General features: G+C 62.4%; 20 protein-coding genes, 1 tRNA gene and 1 pseudogene. 8 read left to right on the top strand and 14 right to left on the bottom strand.

Annotation, left to right across the window (positions count from 1 at the left end; translation table 11 throughout):
• Positions 1-11: 11 nt before the first annotated feature.
• Positions 12-362 carry a P-II family nitrogen regulator gene (locus ACS4RS_RS08705; RefSeq protein WP_003543684.1) on the bottom strand — a complete coding sequence of 117 codons (351 nt, stop codon included), beginning with the start codon at positions 360-362 and terminating at the stop codon, positions 12-14.
• A 210-nt stretch (positions 363-572) separates the two neighbouring features.
• On the bottom strand, positions 573-1,457 hold the full coding sequence (gene tesB, locus ACS4RS_RS08700; protein ID WP_439011295.1) for an acyl-CoA thioesterase II: 885 nt from the start codon (positions 1,455-1,457) through the stop codon (positions 573-575).
• 84 nt (positions 1,458-1,541) lie between these two features.
• Here tesB and ACS4RS_RS08695 point away from each other — a divergent pair, with 84 nt between their 5' ends.
• On the top strand, positions 1,542-2,756 hold the full coding sequence (locus tag ACS4RS_RS08695; RefSeq protein WP_439011296.1) for a ubiquinone biosynthesis hydroxylase: 1,215 nt from the start codon (positions 1,542-1,544) through the stop codon (positions 2,754-2,756).
• A gap of 123 nt (positions 2,757-2,879) precedes the next feature.
• Here the strand turns inward: ACS4RS_RS08695 and ACS4RS_RS08690 are convergent, their stop codons facing one another.
• From ACS4RS_RS08690 to ACS4RS_RS08675, 4 genes are all read right to left on the bottom strand, one after another.
• The gene (locus ACS4RS_RS08690; RefSeq protein WP_003589705.1) at positions 2,880-3,068 is read right to left on the bottom strand and encodes a Trm112 family protein; all 189 of its coding nucleotides are present in this window, start codon (positions 3,066-3,068) and stop codon (positions 2,880-2,882) included.
• Between the two features lie 9 nt (positions 3,069-3,077).
• Complete coding sequence (locus tag ACS4RS_RS08685; RefSeq protein WP_439011867.1) at positions 3,078-3,764, bottom strand: LON peptidase substrate-binding domain-containing protein; 687 nt, start codon at positions 3,762-3,764, stop codon at positions 3,078-3,080.
• 173 nt (positions 3,765-3,937) lie between these two features.
• Positions 3,938-4,912 carry a thioredoxin gene (trxA, locus tag ACS4RS_RS08680; protein WP_439011297.1) on the bottom strand — a complete coding sequence of 325 codons (975 nt, stop codon included), beginning with the start codon at positions 4,910-4,912 and terminating at the stop codon, positions 3,938-3,940.
• A 56-nt stretch (positions 4,913-4,968) separates the two neighbouring features.
• On the bottom strand, positions 4,969-5,478 hold the full coding sequence (locus tag ACS4RS_RS08675) for a prolyl-tRNA synthetase associated domain-containing protein (protein WP_439011298.1): 510 nt from the start codon (positions 5,476-5,478) through the stop codon (positions 4,969-4,971).
• A 256-nt stretch (positions 5,479-5,734) separates the two neighbouring features.
• Here ACS4RS_RS08675 and ACS4RS_RS08670 point away from each other — a divergent pair.
• Positions 5,735-5,809, top strand: a tRNA-Gly gene (locus ACS4RS_RS08670).
• 129 nt (positions 5,810-5,938) lie between these two features.
• Here the strand turns inward: ACS4RS_RS08670 and ACS4RS_RS08665 are convergent.
• A pseudogene (locus tag ACS4RS_RS08665) lies at positions 5,939-6,810 on the bottom strand (HNH endonuclease).
• Between the two features lie 257 nt (positions 6,811-7,067).
• Between ACS4RS_RS08665 and ACS4RS_RS08660 the strand changes: the two are divergent.
• The 3 genes from ACS4RS_RS08660 to ACS4RS_RS08650 all read left to right on the top strand — a co-directional run bounded on the left by ACS4RS_RS08660 (position 7,068) and on the right by ACS4RS_RS08650 (position 11,884).
• Positions 7,068-8,510 carry a M81 family metallopeptidase gene (locus tag ACS4RS_RS08660; protein WP_439011299.1) on the top strand — a complete coding sequence of 481 codons (1,443 nt, stop codon included), beginning with the start codon at positions 7,068-7,070 and terminating at the stop codon, positions 8,508-8,510.
• A 71-nt stretch (positions 8,511-8,581) separates the two neighbouring features.
• Positions 8,582-10,285 carry a gamma-glutamyltransferase family protein gene (locus tag ACS4RS_RS08655; RefSeq protein ID WP_449313946.1) on the top strand — a complete coding sequence of 568 codons (1,704 nt, stop codon included), beginning with the start codon at positions 8,582-8,584 and terminating at the stop codon, positions 10,283-10,285.
• A 264-nt stretch (positions 10,286-10,549) separates the two neighbouring features.
• Positions 10,550-11,884, top strand: coding sequence for a glucoamylase family protein (locus tag ACS4RS_RS08650; RefSeq protein ID WP_439011300.1), 1,335 nt, complete (start codon positions 10,550-10,552; stop codon positions 11,882-11,884).
• Positions 11,885-11,886: 2 nt separating this feature from the next.
• On the opposite strand, the gene ACS4RS_RS08645 is transcribed toward ACS4RS_RS08650, so the two are convergent.
• The 6 genes from ACS4RS_RS08645 to hglS form a co-directional block, all read right to left on the bottom strand.
• Positions 11,887-12,924 carry an ATP-binding cassette domain-containing protein gene (locus ACS4RS_RS08645; protein ID WP_439011301.1) on the bottom strand — a complete coding sequence of 346 codons (1,038 nt, stop codon included), beginning with the start codon at positions 12,922-12,924 and terminating at the stop codon, positions 11,887-11,889.
• Entirely contained in the window at positions 12,921-14,588 is a 1,668-nt protein-coding gene (locus tag ACS4RS_RS08640) for an ABC transporter permease subunit (protein ID WP_439011302.1), read from the bottom strand. The genes ACS4RS_RS08645 and ACS4RS_RS08640 overlap by 4 nt, the downstream gene beginning before the upstream one ends.
• A gap of 63 nt (positions 14,589-14,651) precedes the next feature.
• The gene (locus ACS4RS_RS08635) at positions 14,652-15,674 is read right to left on the bottom strand and encodes an iron ABC transporter substrate-binding protein (protein ID WP_439011303.1); all 1,023 of its coding nucleotides are present in this window, start codon (positions 15,672-15,674) and stop codon (positions 14,652-14,654) included.
• Positions 15,675-15,889: 215 nt separating this feature from the next.
• The gene (gene amaB, locus ACS4RS_RS08630; RefSeq protein WP_439011304.1) at positions 15,890-17,428 is read right to left on the bottom strand and encodes an L-piperidine-6-carboxylate dehydrogenase; all 1,539 of its coding nucleotides are present in this window, start codon (positions 17,426-17,428) and stop codon (positions 15,890-15,892) included.
• 25 nt (positions 17,429-17,453) lie between these two features.
• The gene (locus ACS4RS_RS08625) at positions 17,454-18,737 is read right to left on the bottom strand and encodes an FAD-dependent oxidoreductase (protein ID WP_439011305.1); all 1,284 of its coding nucleotides are present in this window, start codon (positions 18,735-18,737) and stop codon (positions 17,454-17,456) included.
• 171 nt (positions 18,738-18,908) lie between these two features.
• The gene (hglS, locus tag ACS4RS_RS08620; RefSeq protein ID WP_449313945.1) at positions 18,909-20,321 is read right to left on the bottom strand and encodes a 2-oxoadipate dioxygenase/decarboxylase HglS; all 1,413 of its coding nucleotides are present in this window, start codon (positions 20,319-20,321) and stop codon (positions 18,909-18,911) included.
• Between the two features lie 103 nt (positions 20,322-20,424).
• Between hglS and ACS4RS_RS08615 the strand changes: the two genes are divergently transcribed.
• From ACS4RS_RS08615 to ACS4RS_RS08605, 3 genes are all read left to right on the top strand, one after another.
• The gene (locus ACS4RS_RS08615) at positions 20,425-21,333 is read left to right on the top strand and encodes a LysR substrate-binding domain-containing protein (protein ID WP_439011307.1); all 909 of its coding nucleotides are present in this window, start codon (positions 20,425-20,427) and stop codon (positions 21,331-21,333) included.
• A gap of 70 nt (positions 21,334-21,403) precedes the next feature.
• Complete coding sequence (locus ACS4RS_RS08610; protein WP_003567502.1) at positions 21,404-21,640, top strand: Lrp/AsnC ligand binding domain-containing protein; 237 nt, start codon at positions 21,404-21,406, stop codon at positions 21,638-21,640.
• A 203-nt stretch (positions 21,641-21,843) separates the two neighbouring features.
• Positions 21,844-23,022, top strand: coding sequence for a glycosyltransferase (locus tag ACS4RS_RS08605; protein ID WP_439011308.1), 1,179 nt, complete (start codon positions 21,844-21,846; stop codon positions 23,020-23,022).
• A gap of 19 nt (positions 23,023-23,041) precedes the next feature.
• Here the strand turns inward: ACS4RS_RS08605 and ACS4RS_RS08600 are convergent, their stop codons facing one another.
• Positions 23,042-26,353, bottom strand: coding sequence for an oligosaccharide flippase family protein (locus ACS4RS_RS08600; RefSeq protein ID WP_439011309.1), 3,312 nt, complete (start codon positions 26,351-26,353; stop codon positions 23,042-23,044).
• Positions 26,354-26,483 lie beyond the last annotated feature (130 nt).

Here is a 26,483-nt window from a genome sequence, read left to right as displayed (position 1 = left end):
TCTGCCGTTCTTTACAGCGCTTCTGAATCGGTTTCGCCCGTACGGATGCGCACGGCATGGTCGATCGAATAGACGAAGATCTTGCCGTCGCCGATCTGACCGGTCTTGGCCGATGCCGCGATGGCTTCGACCGCCCTGTCGACGAGTTCGGATGCAACAGCGATTTCGATCTTGAGCTTCGGCAGGAAGCTGACTGCATATTCGGTGCCGCGATAGATTTCGGTATGCCCCTTCTGGCGCCCGTAGCCCTTCACTTCGGTCACGGTCAGCCCCTGAATACCGATCGCCGTAAGAGCTTCGCGGACCTCATCGAGCTTGAACGGCTTGATAATAGCCATCACAATTTTCATCTGGTTTCCCATCCTTCGTTATCCTCGGCACGGAGCCGACTCTCCTTGCCGCTGACGTTCCTGAACAGCGACCGGCGATATACATTCAAGGGACGTGCCAGATTCGAGGCGAGATATAACCTATTGAAAAATAACAATTATAATATAGAGCGCCAATAAACAGGCAAATGATCGGCCAATAAGCGCACAAATAATGCGCAAATTTTCAAAGATGCATATTATTTATTCATTTGCCTTTTTGCGAATCAGACCTTCCTGGGCGACGGAGGCGATCAGCTCACCCGATCGGGTAAAGAGGCTGCCCCGGGTCAGCCCTCTGGCACCCGAAGCCGAGGGGCTGTCCTGCGTATAAAGCAGCCAGTCGTCGAGCTTGCAGGATCTGTGGAACCACATGGAATGATCGAGGCTCGCAACCTGCAGGCTCTGGTCGAAGATGGAGGTGCCGTGTGCATAGAGCGACGTATCGAGCAGGGTCATATCTGAGAGATAGGCAAGAACCGCCGCCTGATAGAGCCGGTCGTCGGGAACCGGGCCGGTGGCGCGCACCCAGACGTCCTGTTTGGGGTCGAGCTTCCTGTCGGAAAAATAATGCGTCAGCGAGACGGGACGGATCTCGATCGGCCGCTCGCGCTGCCAGTATTTTCGGATCGCCTCCGGCGCATGCGTCAGATACTGATCCTTGATCTGCTGTTCGCCGAGCAGCCCTTCCGGCATTTCGACCTCGGGCATGGCGATCTGGTGGTCGAAGCCCGGCTCCCCCACCTGGAAGGAAGCCGACAGCGTGAAGATCGCCTTGCCGTGCTGGATGGCGACGACGCGCCGCGTATTGAAGCTCGATCCATCGCGGATCCGCTCTGCCTGATAGATGATCGGCACCGAGGGATCGCCGGGACGCATGAAATAAGCATGCAGCGAATGGACGAAACGCTCGCCCTCGATGGTTCGCTGCGCCGCCATCAGCGCCTGGCCGATCACCTGGCCGCCGAAGACCCGCTGCCAGCCGGCCTGCGGGCTGCGCCCGCGGAAGATGTCGACCTCGATTGGCTCCAGGTCGAGCGTCGAAAGCAGCGTCTCCATCGCCGAAGGCCCTGATGTCTCACGCGTCATTTTGTATGCCTCCCGGCGGTAGGAAGTGAAGTTGCGATGATCTATATAGGTCGCATCTGAGGCACAAGGTACGGGAGCGGCGCTATGCTTGATATGCTGGTTGTGGGTGGGGGTTATGTCGGCCTTTCCGCCGCTGTCGCGGTCAAGCAGGCAGCACCTCATCTGACCGTCGCGGTCGTCGAGGCGGCCCCGGAGCATGTCTGGAAAAACGACACGCGCGCTTCTGCCGTTATCGCGGCGGCGGCGAAGATGCTCGAAATCTTCGGCATCTGGAACGAGATCGAGCCGGCGGCCCAGCCGATCACCAAAATGATCGTCACCGACTCGAAAACCTCCGATCCGGTTCGCCCGGTTTTTCTCACCTTCGACGGCGAAGTGGCCGACGGCCGGCCTTTCGCCCACATGATCCCGAATGTGGCGATGGTCGCGGCCCTGCGCGGCGTCTGCGCGCGCCTCGGTATCGACATCCGCCATGGGCTCGGTGCCACCGAGCTGAAGACCGAAGACAGCCATGTCACCGTCACGCTTTCGGACGGCAGTACTTTGGAGAGCCGGCTGCTGGTGGCCTGCGACGGCGTGCGCTCGAAACTGCGCGACCTCGCCGGCATCAAGACCGTCACCTGGGACTACGGCCAGTCCGGCATCGTTGCGACAGTCGAACATGAGCGGCCGCATGAGGGCTGCGCCGAAGAGCATTTCCTGCCCGCCGGCCCCTTTGCCATCCTGCCGCTCAAAAACAACCGCTCCTCGCTGGTCTGGACGGAGCGGACGCATGACGCCGACCGGCTGGTTGCCGCCGACGATCTGGTCTTCGAGGAGGAATTGGAGCGCCGCTTCGGCCACAAGCTCGGGGCGCTGAAGGTCATCGGCGACAAACGCGCCTTCCCGCTCGGCCTGACGCTCGCCCGTGCCTTCGTCGCACCGCGTTTTGCGCTGGCCGGCGACGCCGCACATGGCATTCACCCGATTTCGGGACAGGGCCTGAATCTCGGCTTTAAGGATGTGGCGGCACTTGCCGAAACGATCGTCGAGGCCGATCGCCTCGGTCTCGATATCGGCTCGATCAACATTCTCGAACGCTACCAGACCTGGCGGCGCTTCGACACCTTCCGGATGGGAATGACGACAGACGTGCTGAACCGGCTGTTCTCCAACGACGCGACGCCGATCCGCATCGCTCGCGACATCGGCCTCGGCCTCGTCGACCGGCTGCCGCGCCTCAAATCCTTCTTTATCGGCCAGGCGGCTGGAACGACGGCAAAGGACAATCCGCGGCTGCTGGCCGGCCAGGCAATTTAAAGCGCATCGCGATCTTTCAGATCCTGCTCCTTGCGCTTTAAATCCATATTTTCTCGCATGTCGTTATCGCAAAACCGCTGCACACTTTTGCGCGACATGCTTTAAAGCCGATTTCCCGGGACGTTATTCGTCGAGGCGGCGGGCTTCGGAGACCAGCATGATCGGAATGCCGTCGCGAATCGGATAGGCAAGCCGCGCCTTTTCCGAGACAAGCTCATTGTGCTCGCGATCATAGGAGAGCCGCCCCTTGGAGAGCGGGCAGACCAGAAGATCGAGCAGCTTTGGATCGACGCGGCTGAGTTTTTCGTCCATGGCTGAAGTTTACTGCAGAACGGTGTCGGAGTCACCGAAGACGCGCGCCAGCACGATCTCGGTAATGGCGATCAGCGTTTCAGCCCGCGTCTTCAGATCGGGCGCCTCCAGCAGCGCCTGCTTTTCCGCCGGCCCGAACGGCGACATCATCGCCAGCGAATTGACGAGCGTCAGATTGCTCGCCCGCTCGACGCTCTCCCAATCGGCTTCCAGCTTGTTGGCATCGAGATAGGCCTTGAAGGCGGTCAGAAGCGCCGCGCGGTCCACCGCCTCCTCCTCGTTCGCGGCCGAGAGATCGGCGATGAACGGGGCGATCCGGAAGGTGCGGAAGGGATCGCTGGTGGTTTTCTCCTCCAGCAGCCGGAAGCGGCAGACGCCGGTCAGCGATACGATATAGCGCCCATCGCCGGTCTCGGCGAAGGAAGTAATGCGGCCGAGGCAGCCGACAGCGGCAAGGTTGGGATCGCCGCCCTTCTCCTCGTGTTCGCCGAGCGCCGGCTGGACCATACCGATCAGCCGATTTCCCGTCAGTGCTGCATCCAGCATCGCCAGATAACGCGGCTCGAAAATGTTGAGCGGAAGCTGCCCGGCCGGCAGAAGGAGGGCACCGGTCAGGGGGAAGACGGCGATCGTATCAGGCAGATCGCCCGCCTTCAGGTATCTGGCATTCCCGACTTGCATGAAACCGTCCCGCATTCTTGTAACGGGCATGCCCGTCTTGACGAGAATGTGGTGCCCCTGTCCAAAAACGCAAGGGCAGATCCTCGAAACTTAGCGTATAGCCCCGAAAATCGAAATCGGCTTTCAACAGGATTGGACACCGATTCAAGCGATCCAGCGCCTTGCCGTCCTGTTAGAGCCGCGGCAGGCTACGAGAACAGCATCGCCGAAAGCTTGCGCCGGGCCGAAACCGTCGCCGGATCCTTGAAGCCCCAGACCTCGAAGAACTGCAGCAGCTGGCGGCGGGCGCCGTCATCGTCAAAGGCGCGGTCCTTGCGCATGATCAGCAGCAGGTGCTCGGCCGCTTCGTCGCGCCGGCCTTCGACATTGAGAATCTTGGCAAGCTTCAGCCGGGCCTCGTGGTCGTCGGGATTGACCGCAAGGTCACGTTCGAGCGCAACGGGATCGCCGAGCTTGCGGGCTTCCTCGATCTGTTCGAGCTTTTTCAGCACCGCCTGGATGCCGGCGTCTTTCGCCAGCTCTTCCGGCAGATCCGTCAGAGTTTGGCGCGCACGCTCATGCTGGTTGGCGGCGATCATACATTCGGCCATTCCGGCAACCGCTTTGGCATTTTCGGGATCGGCCTGCATCACGGCGGCATAGAGCTGAGCAGCCTCATTGATATTGCCGGTGGCCAGCAATTCTGCCGCTTCCGTCAGCACAGCCTCGATCTCGGCCGCCTCGTCGGCGCCGGCCGGACCGGCGATGCGGTCGATGAACTGCTGGATCTGGCTTTCCGGCACCGCGCCCATGAAGCCGTCGGCGGGGCGGCCGTTGACGAAGGCGATGACGGCGGGGATAGACTGGATGCCGAGCTGTCCGGCAATCGAGGGATGGTCGTCGATGTTCATCTTGACCAGCCGGACGCGGCCCTTGGCTTCGTTGACCACCTTCTCCAATACCGGCGTCAGCTGTTTGCACGGCCCGCACCACGGCGCCCAGAAATCGACCAGCACCGGCTGATTGCGTGATTCCTCGATGACGTCCTTGCCGAAATTCGCAGTCGTCGTGTCGGTGATATAGCTGCCTGCCGCAGCGGCGGTTGCCGGCTGAGCGCCGAAGCTTGTCGTCGCCGTCATCTGATTTCCGAAGGAACCGTTATAGGGGTTGTCGCTGCCGCTCATAGGTATCTCCCGCCGTGCCGATCCTGCCGGCCTCATTGTAGCGCTAAAATCGTATGTCAGGACGTCACTTTCAAGACAAGCGGCTTATGTCCGGTCGCCTCCATGAAACGGACGAGATCGCTGCTTGCAATCGATGTCGTCGCATCGTTGGAGAGCGGATGGCAGTTGAGGATCTCCTCGCGCATCAGATCGGCATCAAGCACGAAAGTGACATTCCCCGCCGTATCGTTGATGGCGCCGAAGGCGGTGACCGCGCCGGGGATGACACCGAGATAGTCCATCAGCTTCTCCGCCCTGCCGAAGGAGACCCGGCCGGACCCGCCGATGGCATTATGCACCTGCTTGAGGTCGACCTCGGCATTCTCCTCGACGGTCAACAGAAAATACCTGTCCTTCTTGTCCTTGATGAAGAGATTTTTGGTGTGGCCGCCCGGGATCTCGTCGCGCAGCGCAACCGATTCGGCGACGGTGAAAACCGGCGCGTGATCGACCGTCTTGTGAGCAATGCCGAGCCCGTCGAGGAAAGCGAACAATTCTTCTCTGGTCTTGGGGATATTTTCGGACATCGGATAATCCATTGCGCAGGAGGGACAAAGTCGAGGCGTCCTGATTAAATCCGTCCCCATCATTTGGCAATCTTCGCCACCGACGCTCTACCCCCGCATTTGCGGCCTTTCCGCCTGCCTCCTGCGACCTTGCGAATTTTTCTTCGCCTCTTCGTCATTTCCCTGTTGCATTTGAAAATCCGTTAGGCCATATAGCGCCCGTCGCCACGAGGCGGCGCCCACGGTCCAACAACTACCCCGGACCGATGCGGATTGAGCGGGTGTAGCTCAGGGGTAGAGCACAACCTTGCCAAGGTTGGGGTCGAGGGTTCGAATCCCTTCGCCCGCTCCAGTTTTCTCTCTTGTTCATACCGACGACATGGGTACGGGACGTAGCCGGGACAAGGTGACGGCGTCCTGTGCACTACCGCGCGCTTAGCTATCGTTCTGCAATCCCCGAGAAAATAAATAGCCGACGCATTTACTGCTTGAAGCAGTGTTCGCGGTGCCATTGCAGAAAATGCGCATGCGGTCGTTCGAATGCGCGCCGGGGCATTATCGCGCGGCCGGTCTTGTTGATCAGGCCCCGTACCGCGTCGGGATCATTAACGTGTCGTGAGATGAGAATCTCCATATCATCGGACAGACCGATCAATCCTCGATCGAACATCCAATGGGCCGTGCCGGATAGGGCAATTCCGTTGCTGACGATATCGGGACCGCTCGCCTCGACCGGTCGGATATGCGCTGCAGCGACCTCCGCCCGGCCTCCACCGTTGATAAGTTTGAGCCCGGTAATTGCGCAACGCTTGTCATAGGCGCGCAAGACGACCTGGCGGAACACTCGGTCTCGAACTATTCGTGACGCGATAAATTGAAATGGTGCCTGCTCTTCCTCAAAGCCCGAGGGGGATGCGTTGGCGTCGACGCGCGGAAGCAGTGGCTCGCTGTTATCGAGGACCAACGCAATGATCCTGCTGAAGTCGTTCGACGAAATCGGGCGAACAGCCGACTGCGCGCGGCCGGAAATCCGGCCTTGCGTGTTCAGCACGCTACGCTCGACAACACCGTCGGCTCCGCTGAAGGGAACAGGGTTGACGAAGTCGAGATAACTTCCGGGTTCAATCAGCGCCAGATACATGCCCGGCGCAGCGGGATCAGGAATGACCTGCTCAACCCTTGCCAGAGCGAAATAACCTCGGGTCTCCGTGACCTTTCGAGGTTCGTAATAGATGATCCAGTCGCCGAGGCAGGCTTGGACACGCTGGAGATACTGGCTAGGAAACTGATATCGCTCAGCCGGGCTGTCGTCATAAATCGATCTGAGCGGTGGATGAAGACCCCGAATCCCATGATCGTCTGATAACATATCCACTTTGGCTGCATAGGGCGCCGGCTGGCGCGGAACCGGAGCTTCATCAAGTTTGTAATTTATTTTGGTTGATTGCTTCGGCTGTAAACTTATTGTCGAGGCAAAGTGAACACGTCTTCGGATCGAGACCCTCATGTTCAGTTCAGTCCCTTCTGCCGCCGCCGACCCTACCCTGACGCATCGGCGCCGACATCACCCATAAAATCCTGATCGCTCCCAACATCAGCTGAGGTTTTTCATGCGCATCGCCGTCGGTGGCATTCATATCGAATGCAGCACATACAATCCCGTCCTGAACGAAGAGAAGGATTTTCGCGTGGTGCGCGGGGACGCACTGCTGGCATCACCCTACTTCGCCTTCCTCAAGGATTACGACGCCGAGTTCCTGCCGACGATCCATGCCCGCGCCATTGCCGGCGGCCCGGTTTCGCGCGCCACTTATGAGGCTTTCAAACGCGAATTCCTCGAGCGGCTGAAGCCGATGCTGCCGCTCGACGGTCTTTATCTCGCCATGCATGGCGCCATGTATGTCGAGGGCATGGAGGACGCCGAAGGCGACTGGATCTGCGCCGCCCGCGCGCTGGTCGGCGAGGATTGCACCGTTTCGGCTAGCTACGACCTGCACGGCAACGTCACCCAGCGCATCATCGATGCGCTCGACATCTATTCCACCTATCGCACCGCGCCGCATATCGATGTCGAAGAGACGATGCGCCGTTCGGTCGCCATGCTGGTGAAGAGCCTGACAACAGGCGTGAGGCCGATCGTTCTCTGGGCGCCGATCCCGGTCGTGCTGCCCGGCGAACGCACCAGCACCGTCGATGAGCCGGCTAAAAGCCTCTACGACATGCTGCCCGGCATTGACGCGATCGACGGCGTCTGGGATGCATCCTTGATGGTCGGCTACGTCTGGGCCGACGAACCGCGCGCCACCGCCGCCGCCATCATGACCGGAACCGATCGCGCCGTGCTGGAGCGCGAGGCCAAACGCCTCGCGAGCGCCTATTGGGATGCGCGCGAAGATTTCGTCTTCGGCTGCGAGACCGGCTCGGTCGAGGAATGTGTCGAGAAAGCCATCTCAAGCCCGACTGCTCCTGTCGTGCTCGCCGAATCCGGCGACAACCCCACAGGCGGCGGCGTCGGCGACCGGGCCGACGTGCTGGCCGAGCTGATCGCCAGAGGTGCGACGGGCGTTGTCTTCGCCGGCATTGCCGACAGGGCGGCGACTGAGGCCTGTTATGCCGGCGGCATCGGCGCGGCGCTCAATCTCAGCGTCGGCGCCTCACTCGATACCAAGGGCAGCAAACCGGTCACGGCCCGCTTCACCGTGAAATTCCTGCACGAAACGTCGGACCCGGCCGACCGTCAGGCGGTGGTTTCGATCGATGGCATCGATCTCGTGCTCTCCGCCAAACGCCGGCCCTATCACAATATCGTCGATTTCACCCGGCTCGGCCTTGATCCGCACCGCGCCAGGATCATCGTCGTCAAATCGGGTTATCTTTCGCCCGAGCTGGCGCCGATCGCCAATCCGAACCTGATGGCGCTCTCGACCGGTGTCGTCGATCAGTTCGTCGAGCGCCTGCCGCGGCTGCGCAAACAGCATCCGACCTACCCCTTCGACAAGGATTTTGCCTTCGAGCCACAGGTCTTCGTCTCCGCGCGCTCGGCGCACGCCTGAGCTTCGAGCCATCCGACTTCCTAGATAAGACATTCGGCCCGCAAAGACATCCGGCCAGAAAGGCATCCCGAATGACCGAATTCACGACCCGTCCCGAAATCCTCGGCACCTTCGGTGTCGTTACCTCGACGCACTGGATCGGCTCGGCGGTCGGCATGAGCATTCTCGAAAAGGGCGGCAATGCCTTCGATGCCGCGGTGGCGACCGGATTCGTGCTGCAGATCGTCGAGCCGCATCTCTGCGGCCCGGGCGGTGACCTGCCGGCGGTGATCTATTCGAAGAAGAAGGACAAGGTCGAGGTCATCTCGGCCCAGGGCCCGGCACCCGCCGGCGCGACGATTGAGCATTATACCCGCGAAGGCCTGACGCTGATCCCCGGCGTGCGCGACGTGCTGGAGCCGGCGATCTATTACGCCGAGCACGGCCATCCCCTGCTGCCGCGCGTCTCCGCGACTATCAAGGGGCTTGCGGCCTTCTTCGAAAAGGAATGGCCGACCTCCTACGCAACCTGGCTGCCCGGTGGCAGCGTCCCCGCAGGGCAAGCGAATTTCAGGAACCCGGTGCTAGCCGAAACCTGGAAGCGCGTCATTGCCGAAGCCGAGGCAAACAGCGGCCGGGAGGCTCAGGTGGGGGCGGCACGCGACGCCTTCTACCGCGGCTTCATCGCCGAAAAGATCGACGCCTATCTGAAGACCGCCGAGGTGATGGATGCGAGCGGTAGCCGCCACAAAGGCGTGCTGACTGCCAACGACATGGCGACCTGGTCGGCAACGATCGAGGAGCCGCTGACCTATGACTATCACGGCTGGACCATCGCCAAGACCGGTCCCTGGGGCCAGGGGCCGGTCTTCCTGCAGGCCCTGTCGATCCTCAAGGACTTCGATCTCGCCGCGATGGACCCTGACGGCGCCGATTTCGTCCATACCGTTACCGAGGCGATGAAGCTCGCCTTCGCCGACCGCGAGGTCTATTACGGCGATCCCGATTTTTCCGAGGTCCCCGTCGCGCATCTACTGTCGGAGACCTATGCGACTGAGCGCCGCAAACTGATCGGCGCTGACGCCTCCTTCGATCTTCGCCCCGGCATCATTCCGGGTTTCGAGGCGCAGCGCGATCTAACGGTGACGATGCTCGGCGCCGCTTCCGGGACCGGCACGGTCTACGAACCGACCATGGCGCATCTGGAAAAACGCGGCGACACCGTGCATATCGACGTGATCGACCGCGACGGCAACATGGTCTCCGTCACCCCCTCCGGCGGCTGGCTGCAGTCTTCACCAACCGTTCCCGGCCTCGGCTTCTGCCTCAATTCCCGCGCCCAGATGTTCTGGCTGAAGCCTGGCCTGCCGACCTCGCTGGTGCCGGGAAAACGGCCGCGCACGACGCTGACGCCTTCGCTCGGCCTTTACGAGGGCCGCCCGACCCTGGCCTTCGGCACGCCGGGCGGCGACCAGCAGGAACAATGGCAGCTCTCCTTCTTCCTGCGCCATGTCAATCACCAGCTGAACCTGCAGGCAGCAATCGATCAGCCGCTGTTTCACACCGCCCATTTTCCGAGCTCCTTCTATCCGCGCACCCGCGAACCCGGCAGCCTGATGGCGGAAGCGAATTTCGGCCCCGCTGTGCTCGATGCGCTGGCCCGCAAAGGCCACAAGCTGACGGTCACCGATCCCTGGACCATCGGCCGGCTGACCGCCGCGCGGCGCGATGCTGACGGGCTGCTGCGCGCCGCGGCCACCCCGCGCCTCATGCAGGCCTATGCGGTCGGACGATAGCGCCTCAGGGCTCGTCGTCGGCCGCTTCCAAGAGGGGTGGAGGCAACAAGTATTACGGGAAAATAACCCGGCCCGGTGGCGCGGCGCGCCGTTTTTGCTGCACCGCTTATATGACTTCTGCTAGATATTATTTCACCAATAATTATTAACGACCACTTCCGCCCATTTGTGTTCTCTTATCCTTGCGAATCAAAAAGGTTTGATTTGCCCGGGGACGGCCGCCATGTTGAAGCATGGGGCGATGCAACAGTTGGGTAGGAGCCTATGCTGCAACGGATTGAAGACATTGATGCAGCACTCATCGACAGGCTGCAGCATTCGGCATTCAAGTACTTCCTGAAATATTCCAATCCCGAAAATGGCCTGGTGGCCGATACTTCGATCGGCGGCGTGCCGGCAAGCATCGCAGCCGTCGGCTTTGCTCTTTCCTCCTATCCCGTCGGTGTCGAGCGTTGCTGGATCACCCGAAAGGAAGCCGCCGAACGCGTGGTCAATACGCTGCGTTTCTTCGCCGAGGCGCGCCAGGGCGAGGAACGCCACGCCACAGGGTATCGCGGCTTTTTCTACCACTTCCTGCACATGGATACCGGCAATCGCGCCTGGAACAGCGAGCTTTCGACCATCGACACGGCGCTGCTCGTCGCCGGCATCCTGACATCAGCGCAATATTTCGATCGCGAAGACGACGAGACTGAAGTTGAAATCCGTGAGCTGGCGACCTTCATCTACGAGCGCGTCGACTGGCGCTGGGCGCTGAACAAGGGCGATACGATTGCCATGGGCTGGAAGCCCTCTTCCGGCTTCCTACGCTGGCGCTATCACGGCTTCGACGAAGCGATCATCCTCTATGCGCTGGCGCTCGCCTCGCCGACGCACCCGATCCCGCAATCGTGCTACGACGCCTTTACGTCGAGTTATTCGTGGATGATGCATGGCGAACAGCCCTATCTCTATGCCGGGCCGCTGTTCATCCATCTCTTCTCCCATGCCTGGATCGATTTCCGCGGCATTGGGGACAGACCGATGGCCGAACGGAACTGGGATTATTTCCGCAACACGCAGGTCGTCATCAACGTCCAGCGTGATTATGCCGAGCGCAATCCCGGCCAGTTCGTCGGCTATAACAGGAATATCTGGGGCTTTTCCGCCTGCGACGGTCCGCCGCCGACACGGCGCATGCGCGGCGGCCGCCAGCCGAAGGTTCTGGGTTATGCCGCCCGCGGCGCCCCGCTTGGGCCTGATGACGGCACGATCGCGCCCTGGGCGGCCCTTGCCTGCCTGCCCTATGACCGGCAGGCGGCTCTGGACGGCACCAAGGCGCTGCTGACCAGCTATCCGAACCTGCTCCTGGAAGGCGGCTTTCCCGGCGGCTTCAACCCGACGGTCAAGACCAAGCGGCCGGAAGGCTGGGTCGACGACCGCACCGTCGGCATCGACCAGGGTCTTGTCGTCATGACGGTCGAGAACGAGCGCTCCGACTTCATCTGGAAGTTGATGCGGCAATCGCCGGTCATCCGCCTCGGGCTCGAACGCGCCGGCTTTACCGGCGGCTGGCTGGAAGGCGTCGAGCCGGAAGAAGTGGTGCGCAAGTTCGGCTGAATTTAGCTTTCGAAAACATGCGCCTTGCCGGCGATATCCAAGCGAACGAGATCGCCTCGTGAGGGAAGCGCGACGCTCGAGGTCTTGATCAGGATCGGCGGCAGGGCGACGCCGTCGAGCGAAACGGCAACGGTGCAGACCGCGCCGCCGAACTCCACCTCGACGACACGCCCGCCATAACGACGATCGCCTTCATCGGCAACGACGCGGATTTGCTCGGGCCGCAGCATGATCTCCGCCTTGCCCTGACGAGTGCCTTCGACGGCGACGCTGCCAAGGGCGCAGTCGGCGAGACCATTCCGGATGATGGCGGGAAGCAGCACGGCATCGCCGAGGAACAGCGCCGTCTCGCGGTCTCTCGGATGCAGATAGAGGGATTGCGGCGACCCCGCCTGGATCAGTTGCCCTTCCCGGAGCACCGCCACCTGATCGGCAAAGGTCAGCGCCTCTTCCTGATCATGCGTGACGAGAATGGTGGTGATGCCGGCCGCCTTCAGAACGCGCGCAACCGCCTTGCGCATATTCTCGCGCAACCCGGTATCGAGGGCCGAGAAAGGTTCGTCGAGCAGCATCAGCCGCGGCTTGCGGCCGAGCGCGCGCGCCAGCGCCACGCGCTGCTGCTGGCCGCCGGAGAGCTGATGCGGGCGCCGCGCCAGCATGCCGCGGTCGAGCTCGACCATATCGAGCAGCTCGACGATGCGCTTCTCGCGATCGACAGCCCTTCGCTCGAAGCCGAAGCCGATATTCTCGGCAACGCTTAAGTGCGGAAACAGCGCCCCGTCCTGCGAGACGATGCCGATGCCGCGTTTGTGGGCCGGCACCGTCGCGGGCCCATCGGCGAGCACCTCGTCATTCAGCGTCACCCTTCCGGCATCGGGCTGTTCGAAGCCGGCGATGATGCGCAGCAGTGTGGTCTTGCCGGAACCGGACGGGCCGACGACGGCGGTGCGGCTGCTCGCCTGGACCTCGAGCGAAATATCCTTCAACGCCTGCACAGGGCCATAGCGCTTGCTGATGTTTTCGATCGTAAGCAGCGTCATTGGCCGGCGGTCCGTTTCGATTGGGTATGGAGCATAAGGGTGAGCGGCAGCGACAGAACAACCATCATGAAGGCATAGGGTGCGGCCGAGACATAATCGATCTCGCTGGTCAGCGACCAGAATTTCGTCGCCAGCGTATCGACGCCATTGGGCGACAGCATCAGCGTCGCCGTCAGTTCATTGGTGATGCCGAGGGCGGCCAGCGCCACGCTGGCGGCCGCTCCGGGTGCGGCAAGCCGCATGGTGATCTGCCGCACCGCCTGGCCCGGCGTGCGGCCAAGCCCCATCGCGGCGCGCTCCAGTTCCACCGGCGCCTGGGCGATGCTGGCGCGCAGCCCGACCATGGCGCGCGGCAGGAAAAGCATCACATAGGCGACGAGCAGCGTTGCGAAGGTCTGATAGAGCGGCAGCACCAGACGCACGGTGATCGTCACCAGCGCCAGCGCCACGACGACACCCGGCAGCGAGCCGACGTAATAGTGGCAGGCTTCGAGCACGCGCTGGAAGCGGCCGGGCGAACGCACGGAAAGCCAGGCCATCGGGGCCGCGGCAATCGTCGCCAGCACGCCGCCGACAATGGCAAGCACGATCGTCTGCAGGAAGGCGCTGCCGACCTCGATGCGCCAGATCTCCGCGCCGCCGAGATAGAGCCAGCGGCCAAGCGTCACCAGCGGCACGCCGAGCGTCAGCACCGCCAGGCCGACGGGCAGCAAAATCGCCGGCAGCATGAACCAGCCGAGCCGCCGGCGGTCCGTGGGACGCGGCGAGCCGGTGCCGACGCGGGCATAACGTTCGTTGCCGCGCACCAGCACCTCGAATCCGAGCAGAAAAAGACAGCAGGCGACGAGCACGCCGCCGAGCATATTGGAGGCAGGGCTGTTGTAGGAGGACTGGAACTGGTCGACGATCGCCGTCGCGAACGTGTCGAAGCGGATCATCACGAACAGGCCGTATTCCGACAGCAGATGCAGCCCGATCAACAGCGAGCCGCCGCAGATGGCAAGCCGGAGCTGTGGCAGCACGGCCCGGAAGAAGACCCGCCAGGGATTAAGACCGAGCGAGGCTGCGGCATCTTCGATCGCCGGATCGAGACGGCGCAGGGCTGCGGCGACCGGCAGGTAGAGGAAGGGATAATAGGCGATCACCGAGATGAAGACGCCGCTCTGCAGGCCGCGCATGCCGGGGAGAAGGCTGACCCAGGCATAGCTGTGCACGAAGGCGGGCACGGCGAGTGGGGCGATGGCAAGCCAGGCCCAGAGCCTCGCGAAAGGAATGTCGGTCCGCTCGGTCAGCCAGGCAAGCGTCACGGCAAGCGCGATCGACAGCGGAATGGTGATCGATTCCAGCAGGACCGTATTGACGAGCAGTTCGCCGACGCGCGGCCGGAAGACCAGGGCCTTCACCGTCTCCCAACCGACGTCGTAGGTGACCCAGCTGATGAAGCCGAGCGGCACCAGACTGAAGATCGCGACGATGGTGGCAAGCAGGAGCACGGAGGCGTGCGGCATGCGCGCGCGCGGCAAACCCATGCGCGCGGCCTTCGGCGCGACCGGCGCCTGGTTGCCGGATGCGAGCAATCTGTTGTCCTGCAGCAAGGCCGATGCCTTCATACGCCGAAAAAGGAAGGCAACCGCCTTTGAGGAGCGGTTGCCGGATATCGTCATGCCCTAAGGTTTTCTTGAGCCAAAAGCAATAGTTTTGGCCGTGGCAAGCCTGCGGCAGAAGCGTCAGATCAGGCCGGCGGCCGTCATCAGCTCCACGACCTTCTTGCTGTCCAGCGTCGAAGCTTCGACCTTCGGAGCGTTGAGATCGGCAAGCGGGGTGAGCTTGTCGTTGGAAGCAGCGTCTTTGCCGATGGCATATTCGTAGGAGTCGCCATCCTTAAGAATGGCCTGGCCCGTCTTGCTGGTCAGGAACTTCAGGAAAGCCTGTGCGTCCTTCATGTGCTGGGTCGACTTCAGGATGCCGCCGCCCGAAACGCTGACGAAAGCGCCCGGATCCTGGTTCTTGAAGTAATGCAGGCCGACATTCTTGCTGTTCTCGCCTGTTTTGGCCTGATCGCCGAACCAGTAATAGTGATAGATGATCGCGCCTTCGACTTCACCTGCATTGACCGCCTTCATGGCAACGCTGTTGCCCTTATAGGGCGTGGCGTTTTCCTTGAGCGCCTTCAGCCAGTCGGCCGTCGGCTGCTCGCCCTTCAGCTGCAGCAGGGCGGCGACGATGGCCTGGAAATCGGCGCCGGCGGGAGCCGCACCCCAGCGGCCTTTCCAGGCCGGGTCTGCGAGGTCGAGCATCGACTTCGGCAGCTTGTCTTCGGTGAGCTTCGTCTTGTCATAGGCAAAAACCGTGGTGCGGGCGGCAATGCCGGTCCACATGCCATCGGCCGGCCGGTACTGATCGGGAACCTGTTCCAGCGTGTCCTTTTCGATGGGGGCGAAGAGGCCCGCGCCATCGACGAGCGTCATCGCCGGCGAATTCTCGGTCAGGAATACGTCAGCCGGTGAGGCGTCGCCTTCCTGGATGATCTGGTTGGCGAACTGCATGTCGCTGCCCTGGCGCATGGTGACCTTGATGCCGGTCTCCTTGGTGAAGGCGTCGATCCATTCGCGGCCCAGGCTTTCGTGCTGGGCATTGTAGACGACGAGACCTTCGTCCTGCGCATTGGCGCTGCCGGCGAGCGCAGTTGCGGAGAGAAACGAAGCGGCAAGCGCAAGCGCCTGGGAAAAACGGTTGAGAGCAAAGTTCATGATGGCCTCCGTGGCAATGCCGCCCGAGCTTCGCAAGGGCGATCACAGGCGTATATTTTTCCTGACTGCGCATTTCAAGTTTGGCTTGCAAGGAAAAGTCATCACAATATCTTGAGTGAATATTTCATATTAAAAGGGAATAAATCTCGATCAGTTGAAAAAGGCGGCAACCCGGGGGTGCCGCCTTTCTTTTTCGAGCTTTTCTGCAAGCCGGATTATTCGACGTCGAACTTGACGCCCTGGGCGAGCGGCAGCGTTCTGCCGTAATTGATCGTGTTGGTGGAGCGGCGCATATAGGCCTTCCAGGCATCCGAGCCGGATTCGCGGCCGCCGCCGGTTTCCTTCTCGCCACCGAAGGCGCCGCCGATTTCCGCACCCGATGGGCCGAGATTGACGTTGGCGATGCCGCAATCCGAGCCGCGCGCCGAGACGAAGGTTTCGGCCTCGCGCATGTCGTTGGTGAAGATCGACGACGACAGCCCCTGCGGCACCGCGTTGTGCAGGGCCAGCACCGCATCGAAATCGCTGTATTTCATCACATAGAGGATCGGCGCGAAGGTCTCGTGCTCGACCGGGCCGGTCTGCGCCGGCATTTCGACGAGCGCCGGGCGAACGTAGAAGGCATCGGTCAAACCGTTGCCGACGCGATCGCCGCCGGTCACCTTGCCGCCGGCCGATGCCGCCTCGCCGAGTGCTGCCTGCATCTTCTCGAAAGCCTGGCCGTCGATCAGCGGTCCGACAAGCGTGCCCGTTTCGAGCGGATTGCCGATGGTGACGGAGCCATAGGCCTTCTGCAGGCGCGGCACCAGCTGGTCGTAGACGCTTTCATGCACGAAGAGACGGCGCAGCGTCGTGCAGCGCTGGCCGGCTGTGCCCATGGCGGAGAAGGCAACGCCGCGCAGCGTCAGGTCGAGATCGGCGCTCGGGCAGACGATCGCCGCATTGTTGCCGCCGAGTTCGAGAATGCCGCGGGCAAAACGCTGCGACAGGCGCGGACCGACGGCACGGCCCATGGCGGTCGAACCGGTGGCGGAGACGAGCGGGATCTTCGGATGGTCGACGAGGACTTCGCCGACCTCGCGGCCGCCGATGATCAGTGTCGACAGATTGGCCGGCGCCGTGCCGCCCTCGGCGATGAAACGCTTCAGCGCCTTTTCGAACAGCGCCTGTACCGCAAGTGCGGTCAACGGCGTCTTTTCCGAGGGCTTCCAGACGGTTGAATTGCCGCAGACCATCGCAAGTGCTGCATTCCACGACCAGACGGCGACCGGGAAGTTGAAGGCGGAAATGATGCCGACCACGCCGAGCGGATGCCAGCTTTCCATCATCCGGTGTTCGGAGCGCTCGGTGGCAATCGTCAGGCCGTAGAGCTGGCGGGAAAGGCCGACGGCGAAATCGCAGATATCGATCATCTCCTGCACTTCGCCGAGACCTTCCGAGGTGATCTTGCCGACCTCGATCGAGACGAGTCGGCCGAGTGCCGTCTTTGCGGCGCGCAGCTCCTCGCCGAGCAGGCGGACCAACTCGCCGCGCTTCGGCGCCGGCACGTCACGCCATTCGAGGAAAGCCTTGTGCGCCTCTTCGATCGCCGCTTTGGTCTCGGAGACGGTGTGCTCCCTCAGTTTGCCGATTTCCTTGCCCGTCACCGGTGAGGCGACGGAAAGCGTGCCGCCGTGATAGCGGCCGGCGTCAACGCCGAGTTCGGCAAGCAGCTTGGCGGTTTCGGTGGCGAGATCGAGGACGGCGATAGTCATTGTCGTGGTTCCAATCTTATTGTTCTCAGAAGCGGGCATCGGCGAAATGGGCGACCTGAGCGCCGGCTTCGTACCATAGTTCCTTGAGCGCACGGAAGCTCGGCTCGGTCGGTGATGTCAAAGGCAGCGGCAGATCGGCTTCGGTAAACCGGCCGAGGATATGCTCGGCCAGCGTCCGGCCGAACACCGTGCCGGGGGCAATGCCGCGGCCATTGTAACCCGAAAAGCCGATGACACCGGGGGCGAATTTATGAAAGCGCGGCAGCGCATTGTCGGTCATGCCGATCTGGCCGTACCATTCGCACTCGAATTCGACATCGCCGATAATAGGGAAGAGCCGCTTCAGGGCGCGCTTGGCCCAGCCCTTGTGCACGGCAAGCCCGGTATTGCGCAGCGCTCCGACACTGCCGAAAACGAGACGCCCGGCCTGGTCCATGCGGAAGGAGGAAAGGATCTCCTTGGTATCCCATGCGCCTTCCCGCCCCGGCAGGATCGACTGGCGCAGATTGTGGCCGAGCGGCACGGTGGCGAAGTTGAAATAGGGCAGGTAGACCTGTTCGTTGCGCACCTGCTCGAAGGGGCCGGTGCTGTAGGCATCGGTCGCGACGATGATCCAGTCCGCGTTGACTTCGCCCTTTGCGGTCTTCACCGTCCAGCGGCTGCCGCTTTGTTCCGTTGCGATAACGGGGCTCGACGTATGGATGGCGACCCCCGCCTTGACGGCAGCATGGGCAAGGCCGCGCGCATAGGCCAGCGGCTGCAGCGTGCCGGCGCGCATGTCGAGAAGCGAACCGGTATAGGCATCGCTGCCGATGCGTCTGGCCGTCTCCGCCGCATCGAGCAGCTTCACGGGCGCGCCACGCGCGGCCCATTGCGCCGCACGGTCCTCGATCTCCTTCAGCCCATCCGCGCCGACCGCGCAATGCAGCGTGCCGTTGCGTTCGAGCTCGCAGGCAATCCCGTGCCTGTCGATCAGTTCCATGACGAGCTTCGGCGCATTGCCGAGCAGCTCGAGCAGACGCTCGCCATGCACCGGCCCGAGCACGCCGGGCAGATCGTCAGGCATCACCCACATGCCGGCATTGATCAGGCCGACATTGCGCCCCGCGCCGCCGAAACCGATCTCCTTGGCCTCCAAGAGCACCACTTTCGACCCGGCTTCGGCGAGATGCAGGGCGGAGGAGAGACCGGTGTAGCCGCCACCGACGATAACGACATCGGCCGACACCGCGCCTTCGAGAGGCGATGTCACCGGCGGTTCGGCTGCGGTCTTTTCCCAGAGGCCGTGGGAGCGCGGATCATTCAGCATGGTCTAGTCCGATCGGATCGAAATTGCGCTACTCTAACCTAAAGCATGTCGCGCAAAAGTGTGCAGCGGTTTTGCGGCAACGACATGCGCAAAAAGAAAGAGCTAAAGCGCAAGGAGCGAATCCGAAAGATCGCGACGCGCTTTAGAAAGCCAAGTGTTGAAGCCGGCATTTCACGCAACGGTCTTCAGCTGCAGGGCCGCAAGGCCCAGCGCCTCCATCGCCGCATCCAGCGAGGCGGCCTGGCGCGCGGCGTAGAGCGCCAGCTCGTCCTGAACGGTCCCGCCGAGCGCCGCCTCGAAGGCATCGCGGTTCGAATGCGTCGCATAATTCTGCTGCTGGTCTGTGCCGAGGTTCGACTGGAAGATGCCGGCCGCGCTGACGGGCAGGAAGTCTTCGTAGACGATCGGCGAGAAGGCGAGGTAACCCTTGGCGATCAGCGCCTCCGGATCCTTGGGTAGCGTGCCGTTGACCGCGGCGGCAATGCCCGCAGGCGTCGCGCAATAGCGGAAGAAGGCAAGACCTTGCCTGCGCAGCTCGTCCCAGCTATCCGGCAGCGCCTTGAAGCGCTCGGCGAGTTCCTGGTCGTAGGCGCCGGCCTTGGCGCCGCCGGCGCCGACCTGCACCTCGCTGCGAACCGAGGCGAGCAGCCGGTCATAGAGCGCTCGGCCCTTGGCCGTCAGCGCCACGCCGCGCTGCTCGATCTCGCCGAAACGGGCGGTATGCGTTCCTTGAACCGCGTCCGCGTCACCGGCAAAGACGATCGTTTCCTCCAGCGCCTTGAAGCTCGTCTGCCGCAGCAGAATATCGCAATGGCGGCGCGGCGGGCCTTCGATGACGGCCTTCGGCGTGATGCCGCGTTCCGGCATGTGGGCCTGAACCGCGTCGATATCGAGCGTGCGCGGCGTCAGATGGTTGATATGCGGTCCCTTGAAGCTGACGACGTCGGCGATCAACCGGTGCGCATCATGCAGGCGCTTGTAGGTTTCGGCGCTGACCGTCGCTTCGCCGTGCCAGCGGAAGGTTTCAAGCGCCTCGGCGACGAATTCCGTCGCCTCCGCCTCCGTCAGGCCGCCGTTCTGCTCGTGGCGCTCGATCAGCGCGACGGCGCGCGGCGTATAGATGCGCCGCTTTGCCAGAATGGCTTCGGCTTCGCTGCGCAGCCCTTCGTCCTCGATCAGCTCCAATCGCAACAGCGAGGTGAAGACGCGGAACGGATTGATGTTGAGTGCGGCCTCGTCGACCGGCCGGAAACAGGTGGAATGAACAGGCACGCCGGCGACCGAGAGATCGTAATAGCCAACCGACTGCATGCCCATGACCGCAAACAGCCGGCGGATGGTGAAAAGCTCTTCCGCCGTGCCGAGCCGGATGGCGCCATGGCGCTCGACATCGATGCGCTCCAGTTCGCCGGCGCCCGCCAGCCGTTCGCGCAAATCGGGATTGTTTTTAAGGCAGCCGGCATTCACATCCGCCACCAGTTCGATCAGCGTGCCATATTGCGGCACCTCCGCCCGATACATCTGCGACATCGCTTCGGTGAAGAGCGAGCGGATACGATCAGTGGAAACGAAGGATTGCGGCATTTCGGAAACTCCGGCTCATTCCGTTTTTGCAGGACGAGCCTCTTTACAACGACCATAAAGGCGGAAATATCGACATTTTGGAAATAGCTCATTCTGAAATGGAATGAACATGTTCGCTTCGAGACGTTTTCTGCCGTCGATTTCGCATCTCGCCGCCTTCGAAGCCGTTGCCCGCACCGGCAGCGTCACGGCCGCCGCCCGCGAACTCGATCTGACGCAGAGCGCCGTCAGCCGCCAGGTGAGCGCACTGGAGGAGCAGCTTGGCGTCGAACTCTTCCTGCGCGAACGTCAGACCATGCGCCTGACGCCGGCCGGCGACAGTTATGCCCGCGAGATCCGCGAGGCGCTGCGGCGCATATCGAGCGCTTCGCTGAACCTGCGCGCCAATCCGCATGGCGGCACGCTCAATCTCGCCATCCTGCCGACCTTCGGCACGCGCTGGTTGGCGCCGCGCCTCGGGCGCTTCCTCGCCGCCAATCCGGGCGTGACGATCAATCTCGTGACCCGGCTTTCACCCTTCGATTTCCGCCTCGATTCGATCGACGCCGCCATCCATTTCGGCCATCCGCACTGGCCGGGCGCCGAACTCGCCTTTCTGATGTCGGAGCACACGGTGCCGGCCTGCAGCCCCGATTTTCTGAAGCGATACACGATCTCCGGGCCGCAGGATCTGCTCTCCGTTCCGCTGCTGCATCTGACGACGCGGCCCGACGCCTGGGAGCAATGGTTCGCCGGCAACGGCGTGTCTTTCGAAAGCGTGCACGGCATGCTCTTCGACCAGTTCGCCACCGCAGCGCAAGCGGCGATCGCCGGTCTCGGCATCGCCCTCTTGCCGACATTTCTGATGCAGGAGGAGATCAGCCGCGGCGATCTGGTCGCCGCCGTCGACCGCGAAATGGAAAGCCGCGAGCGCTATTATCTCGCCTTTCCGTCCGAGCGCGCCGAGTATGCGCCGCTTGCCGCCTTCCGCGACTGGATCGTCGCGGAAGCGGCCGCCGAGCCGGCGGCGTGACGAACGGCTTGCATCGGCATGGCGCTTTCGACCATTATATCAGCCAAACAAACTTTTGCAGGAAGTCCCCATGAAGCCGATCTTCGTCCAGCTCCAATGCGCCCCCGGCAAGACCTATGAGGTCGCCGACGCCATCTACCAGACCGAACTGGTCTCGGAGCTCTATTCCACAAGCGGCGACTACGACCTGCTGCTGAAGGTCTACATCGAGGAAGGCCAGGATATCGGCAAGTTCATCAACGACAACATCGCCAATATTCCCGGCATCGTCCGCTCGCTGACGACCCTGACCTTCAAGGCCTTCTGAAGCAATTCCAGCAAAAGTGCGCAGCGGTTTTGCGTCCGGTATTGCGTGAGATGGTCGAACTTCCGTCAGACCCGGTTAACCTTTTTACGAAGAATCGCTTCTCGGGATGCCGCTTAAACCGCGGCTTAACGCCTGAGATATCTGGTCGTTGCTATAAGAGTTCCGTCTCGGCATGAGGCGGCGTGTGCAGCGATAGGTGGAAAATGGCGATCGTCGAGGCAGACAGGGTGCGCGAGAGGCCGCAGCCGGAAACGGCGCCGCTGATCGTCCATGTCGTGCGCCAGTTCCTGCCCAACCGAGGCGGCCTGGAAGACGTGGTCGCCAATCTCGGCCGCCAGACCGTTCGCCACGGTTATCGCGTCCGCGTCGTCACCCTCGATTCGCTGTTTACTGCGCCTGAAGACAAGCTGCCGCCGCGCGAAGACATCGACGGCATCGAGGTGGTGCGCATTCCCTGGTCCGGCAGCAGCCGTTATCCGCTGGCGCCCAAAGTTTTCGGCCATCTCGCCGATGCCGATCTCGTCCATGTCCATGCCATCGATTTCTTCTTCGACGCGCTCGCCTGGGGCCGGCTGCTGCACGGCAGGCCGATGATCGTCACCACCCATGGCGGCTTCTTCCACACCAGGAAATACGCGGCGATCAAGAAGATCTGGTTCCGGACGCTGACCCGCGCCTCGGCGCTGGCCTACCGGCGCGTCGTCTGCTGCAGCGCCTCCGACCTCAAGCAGTTTTCCGAAATCGTGCCCGACAGCCTGCTGATCGAAAACGGCGCCGATATCGGCAAGTTTGCCGACACCGCTTCGCGCCGGGCAAGGCGCCGCATCGTCACCATCGGCCGGTTCTCGGTAAACAAGCGGCTGGACCATTTGCTCGATGCGATGGCCGTGCTGAAGACCCGCAATGCGAAATGGCATCTCGACATCGTCGGAGCCGAATCCGACCTGAACCGGACCGATATCGAAGCCGCGATCGAAGGGCGCGACTTGTCCGGCCGTGTCACCCTGCACGTTTCGCCCGACAACGGCGCCATCCGGCGCATCATCGCCGAGGCCTCGCTTTTCGCTTCCGCCTCGGAATATGAAGGTTTCGGCCTGGTGGCGCTGGAGGCGATGAGCGCCGGCCTGCTGCCGGTGCTGAACGCCAACGACGCTTTTACCACACTTGCCGGCCGGCATCCCGTCATCACGCTTGCCGATTTCACCAATCCGGAGACCGCCGCGACAGGGATCGAAGCGGCCTATGAAACGCTCGCACGCCAACCCGACGCCGTCCGCGCCGAGCTTCTCGACGCCGCGCGCGGTTATTCCTGGGACATCGTCGCCGGGCGTTATATCGATCTTTATCGGTCGCTGAACGTTGCCGCCGCAGACAGCATCTAGTTTACCTGCCTGAAATTCCTCACGCCCTCGCCAGGCGGATGATCTCGTCGAGCACGAATTTGCGCGATTGCGGCGGCGTCAGATTGTGGTCGGCATCCGGCAGCATCAGCAGCCGCACGTTCGGATAGCGGGAAAGCTTGGCGCCGCGCGGCCCGAAATGGAAATAGACATGGTCGAGCCCGACATCGCCCTCGCTGTAGATCAGCGTCAGCGGCACATTGCGCTTGCCGAACAGTGCGAAGGAATGCCGGACCTCGCGGGCAATATGGCGCCGGTCGGGAAGCAGTTCGAGCAGCGGTGCGATCCAGGGCGACAGACGCCGGCCGCCGGCGATGACGATATTCTGCAGCGCCGACACCACGTCCACCTGGCCGCTGAGCAGCCGCTTCAGCGTATCCACCCGCGCCAGGCGCTGACCGTAATCATCGAGGCTGCGGGGGACGGAGACAACATGCTCCCTACGCACCGGCACCTCAGGATCCCAATAATAGACGAAGGGATTGATCGAGACGACCGCCTTCAACCGCTCGTCGGCGACGCCGGCGCGGAAGGCGACATAACCGCCGCTGCATCTGCCGGCCACCATGACCGGACCCGCAACGACGCTTTCGAGCAGATCGAGTGCGGCAACCGCATCCTCGGTCTGCTTGCTGGAATAAAGCACCTGCTCCGGCGCATCCGGGCGCGGCGGACTGTCTCCGACATTGGCGGAATCGAAGCGCAGCGAAACGACGCCCTGGCGCGCCAGCTCACGCGCCATATCCACCGTCGTCCGTCCCCAGCCGGCATGCCGGTCATAGGCCGTCGACAGGAAGAGCACGGCATTGCCCTTGATCTCGCCGAGCGGCCGGCTGACGACGCCGACGAGATGGTCGTGGCTGCCGAAACGCACCGGTGTTTCGACAAAACCCTCGCCGGCAAGCGGCGCATTCTCGATCGTTGCCGGCGAATGCGCGCCGGATGTCTCCGTCGTCACCCTCTCCAGCCACGTCTTCAGCAACTCGACGACCTCAGCCGGCGTCTTGGCAAACAGCGGATTGGTGGCGAGCTCGTCATAGCCTTCGAAAACCGTCTGTTCGACATCGGCGCCGAGCGCCTTCAGTGCATCGGCAAAGCCGGTATCGTCGGCCTTGGCGGGACGTTCGAGGATCAGATAACGCGAGGCCGCAAGCTCCTGCGGCGCAGCGATGTTGAGCTTGCCGAGCTCGGCGGCGATTTCTTCGGGCATGACGAGCCCGGCGATCTGCACCTTCGCGGTCTGGACATGCTCCTTGCCGAGGCCGAGATCGGCATCGATGATCTTGGACCACATGTTGAGTTCGCGCAGATAGGCCCGGCCGCTCAAAACCGGCGCCAGCATGACGAGGCTGTCGACGCCGTCGATCGAGGCGCCGATGCGATGGGCAAGCGTTGCGCCGAGGCCCTGTCCGATGAGGATGATCTGGTCGCAGCCGCTCAATGATTTGAGCTTGGCGGCGGCGGCGCGGATCGAATTTTCCCAGGTTTCCAGCCTTGCCGGCAGTGCGCCGAAATCGAGCGCATCACCGGTGCCGCGATAGTCGAAACGCAGGCTCGCCACGCCGATATCGGAGAAATGCTCGGCGGCCACACGGAAGAATTTGCGGCTGCACATTTCTTCGAAACCCCAGGGGCTGACGAAGAGCACGGCGGCCGAACGCTTCTTCGCTAGAGGGTTTTCAGGCATGAACAGCCCGATCGTGCCGTCGAAGACGACAGGCAGGGCAGCATTTCGGCCGGCGCCCTCGGCCGGTTCGAGCGAAAATTCACCGGGCGCGACCTTGGCGCGGTCGGGCTCGCCCGGAAGCCGCGGCGCAATAAAATTGATCGCGTAGCCCACAGGGCGCTGCAGCACGCGCGGCATCTTGGCGAGAATGGAGCGCATGACCTCGACATCTTCGACTGGCATGACGCGCAGCAGGCGGAGCGCCACGAAATAGCAGAATGTGCCGGCAAGGATCGCCGCCACGAGACCGACCGGACCCTGGATGAATTCCAGCACCGAGATTGCCCCGCAAGCACAGATCACGGCGGCAAGCGTCACCTTCGTCAGGCTTGTGTAGAGGCCCGAGAGCTGGGATCCGAATCCTGTCTGTTTGATCATCATCACCGACATCGCAACGAAGACGAGAATGCGCACGAGTGCGGCACCCTCGGCTGCAAGCCTAGGTATGATCAGTAAACAACCGACTACCATCAGAAGGCCACCTATCACACTGATGTTCAGGCGGGAGCGAGCCCTGTCCATCGACAAGAGGTAGAGGCTGAGGATCTGCATGAAGGTATAGGCGGGCGCGACCAGCGCAAGCAGCGCCACCACCGTTCCGCTGCGGCGGAACGCTTCGCCGAACACCACGAGCACCAGTTCGCTGGAGATTGCCGCTAGCCCGAGGCTCATCGGCAATACGATATAGGCCATGCTGCGGGTGACGGCGGCGAAGATCTCGACCGGCAAGGTCGAATCGTCACTGTTGTGGCGCCGCTCGGAATAATAGGGCAGCAGGCTGCCGGTCATCTGGATCGGCAACTGCAGCGCGATATTGGCGATCGACAGGCCGACGGCGTAGTAGCCAACCATTTCCACCGACCAGAACTGCTGCAGGAAGAGCAGTTCGAGCCGGTTGAGGAAGATCGAATCGATGATGAACTGGATCGACAGGATGACGGAGGAGGAGGCGAGAGCTTTCAGCGAGACTCCGCACCAGTCGTGCCGCGCAAGCAGGATCGGCAGCGTGGCAAAAAACAGGACAAGCTGGCCGAGCGCATAACCGACGAGCACGCCCTCGACCCCCAAAAAAACGGCGCCGGCGCCAACGCCGGCAAGCTGCACGATCGAGACTGCAACCGTCAGCCGGAAGAAGGCGCCTAGTTTCTTTTCGCCGATAAGGTAGAATTTGACGAAGGATCCGATCGCCTGGATGAAGAACAGCACGCCGGTGACCAAAGCGACGGAGGGCGCGGTATCGGCCCAGTGCATCTCCTCCGAGGTCAGGAAGAACAGCGCATAGAGCGCCAGCAACACGACGGTCGAAAACATCATGAAGCTGACGAGGATGGCGGCAAAACCCCGCCGCCGGCGCATGTCGTAACCTTCCGCCGAAAGTTGCGGCAGGGTCTTCAACAGCGTGATGCTGGAACCGAGTTCGGCGATCGAGGCGCCCGTGACCACCAGCCACAGCGAGAAGGCGACGATGCCGTTGGCCTCCGGCCCGAGCAGCCGCGCGGTTATGATCGACGAAACGAATCCCGTCAGCAGCAGCAGCATGCCTGCCGCCGCATTCATCACCGAATTTGCGATAATACCCTTCGACATCTGTCCATCCGCCGGCATCGGCCTAAAGCGCGCTGCGATCTTTCGAATTCGCTGCTCGCGCTTTAGCTCTTGTTTTTACGCATGCCGTTATCGCAAAGCCGCCGCACACTTTTGCGCGCCATGCTCTAAA

Source organism: Rhizobium sp. F40D2, from assembly GCF_051810745.2.
In the GTDB taxonomy this organism is placed as follows: domain Bacteria; phylum Pseudomonadota; class Alphaproteobacteria; order Rhizobiales; family Rhizobiaceae; genus Rhizobium.
Note: the sequence above shows the minus strand (reverse complement) of the source record. Positions and strands in the feature narration are given on the sequence as shown.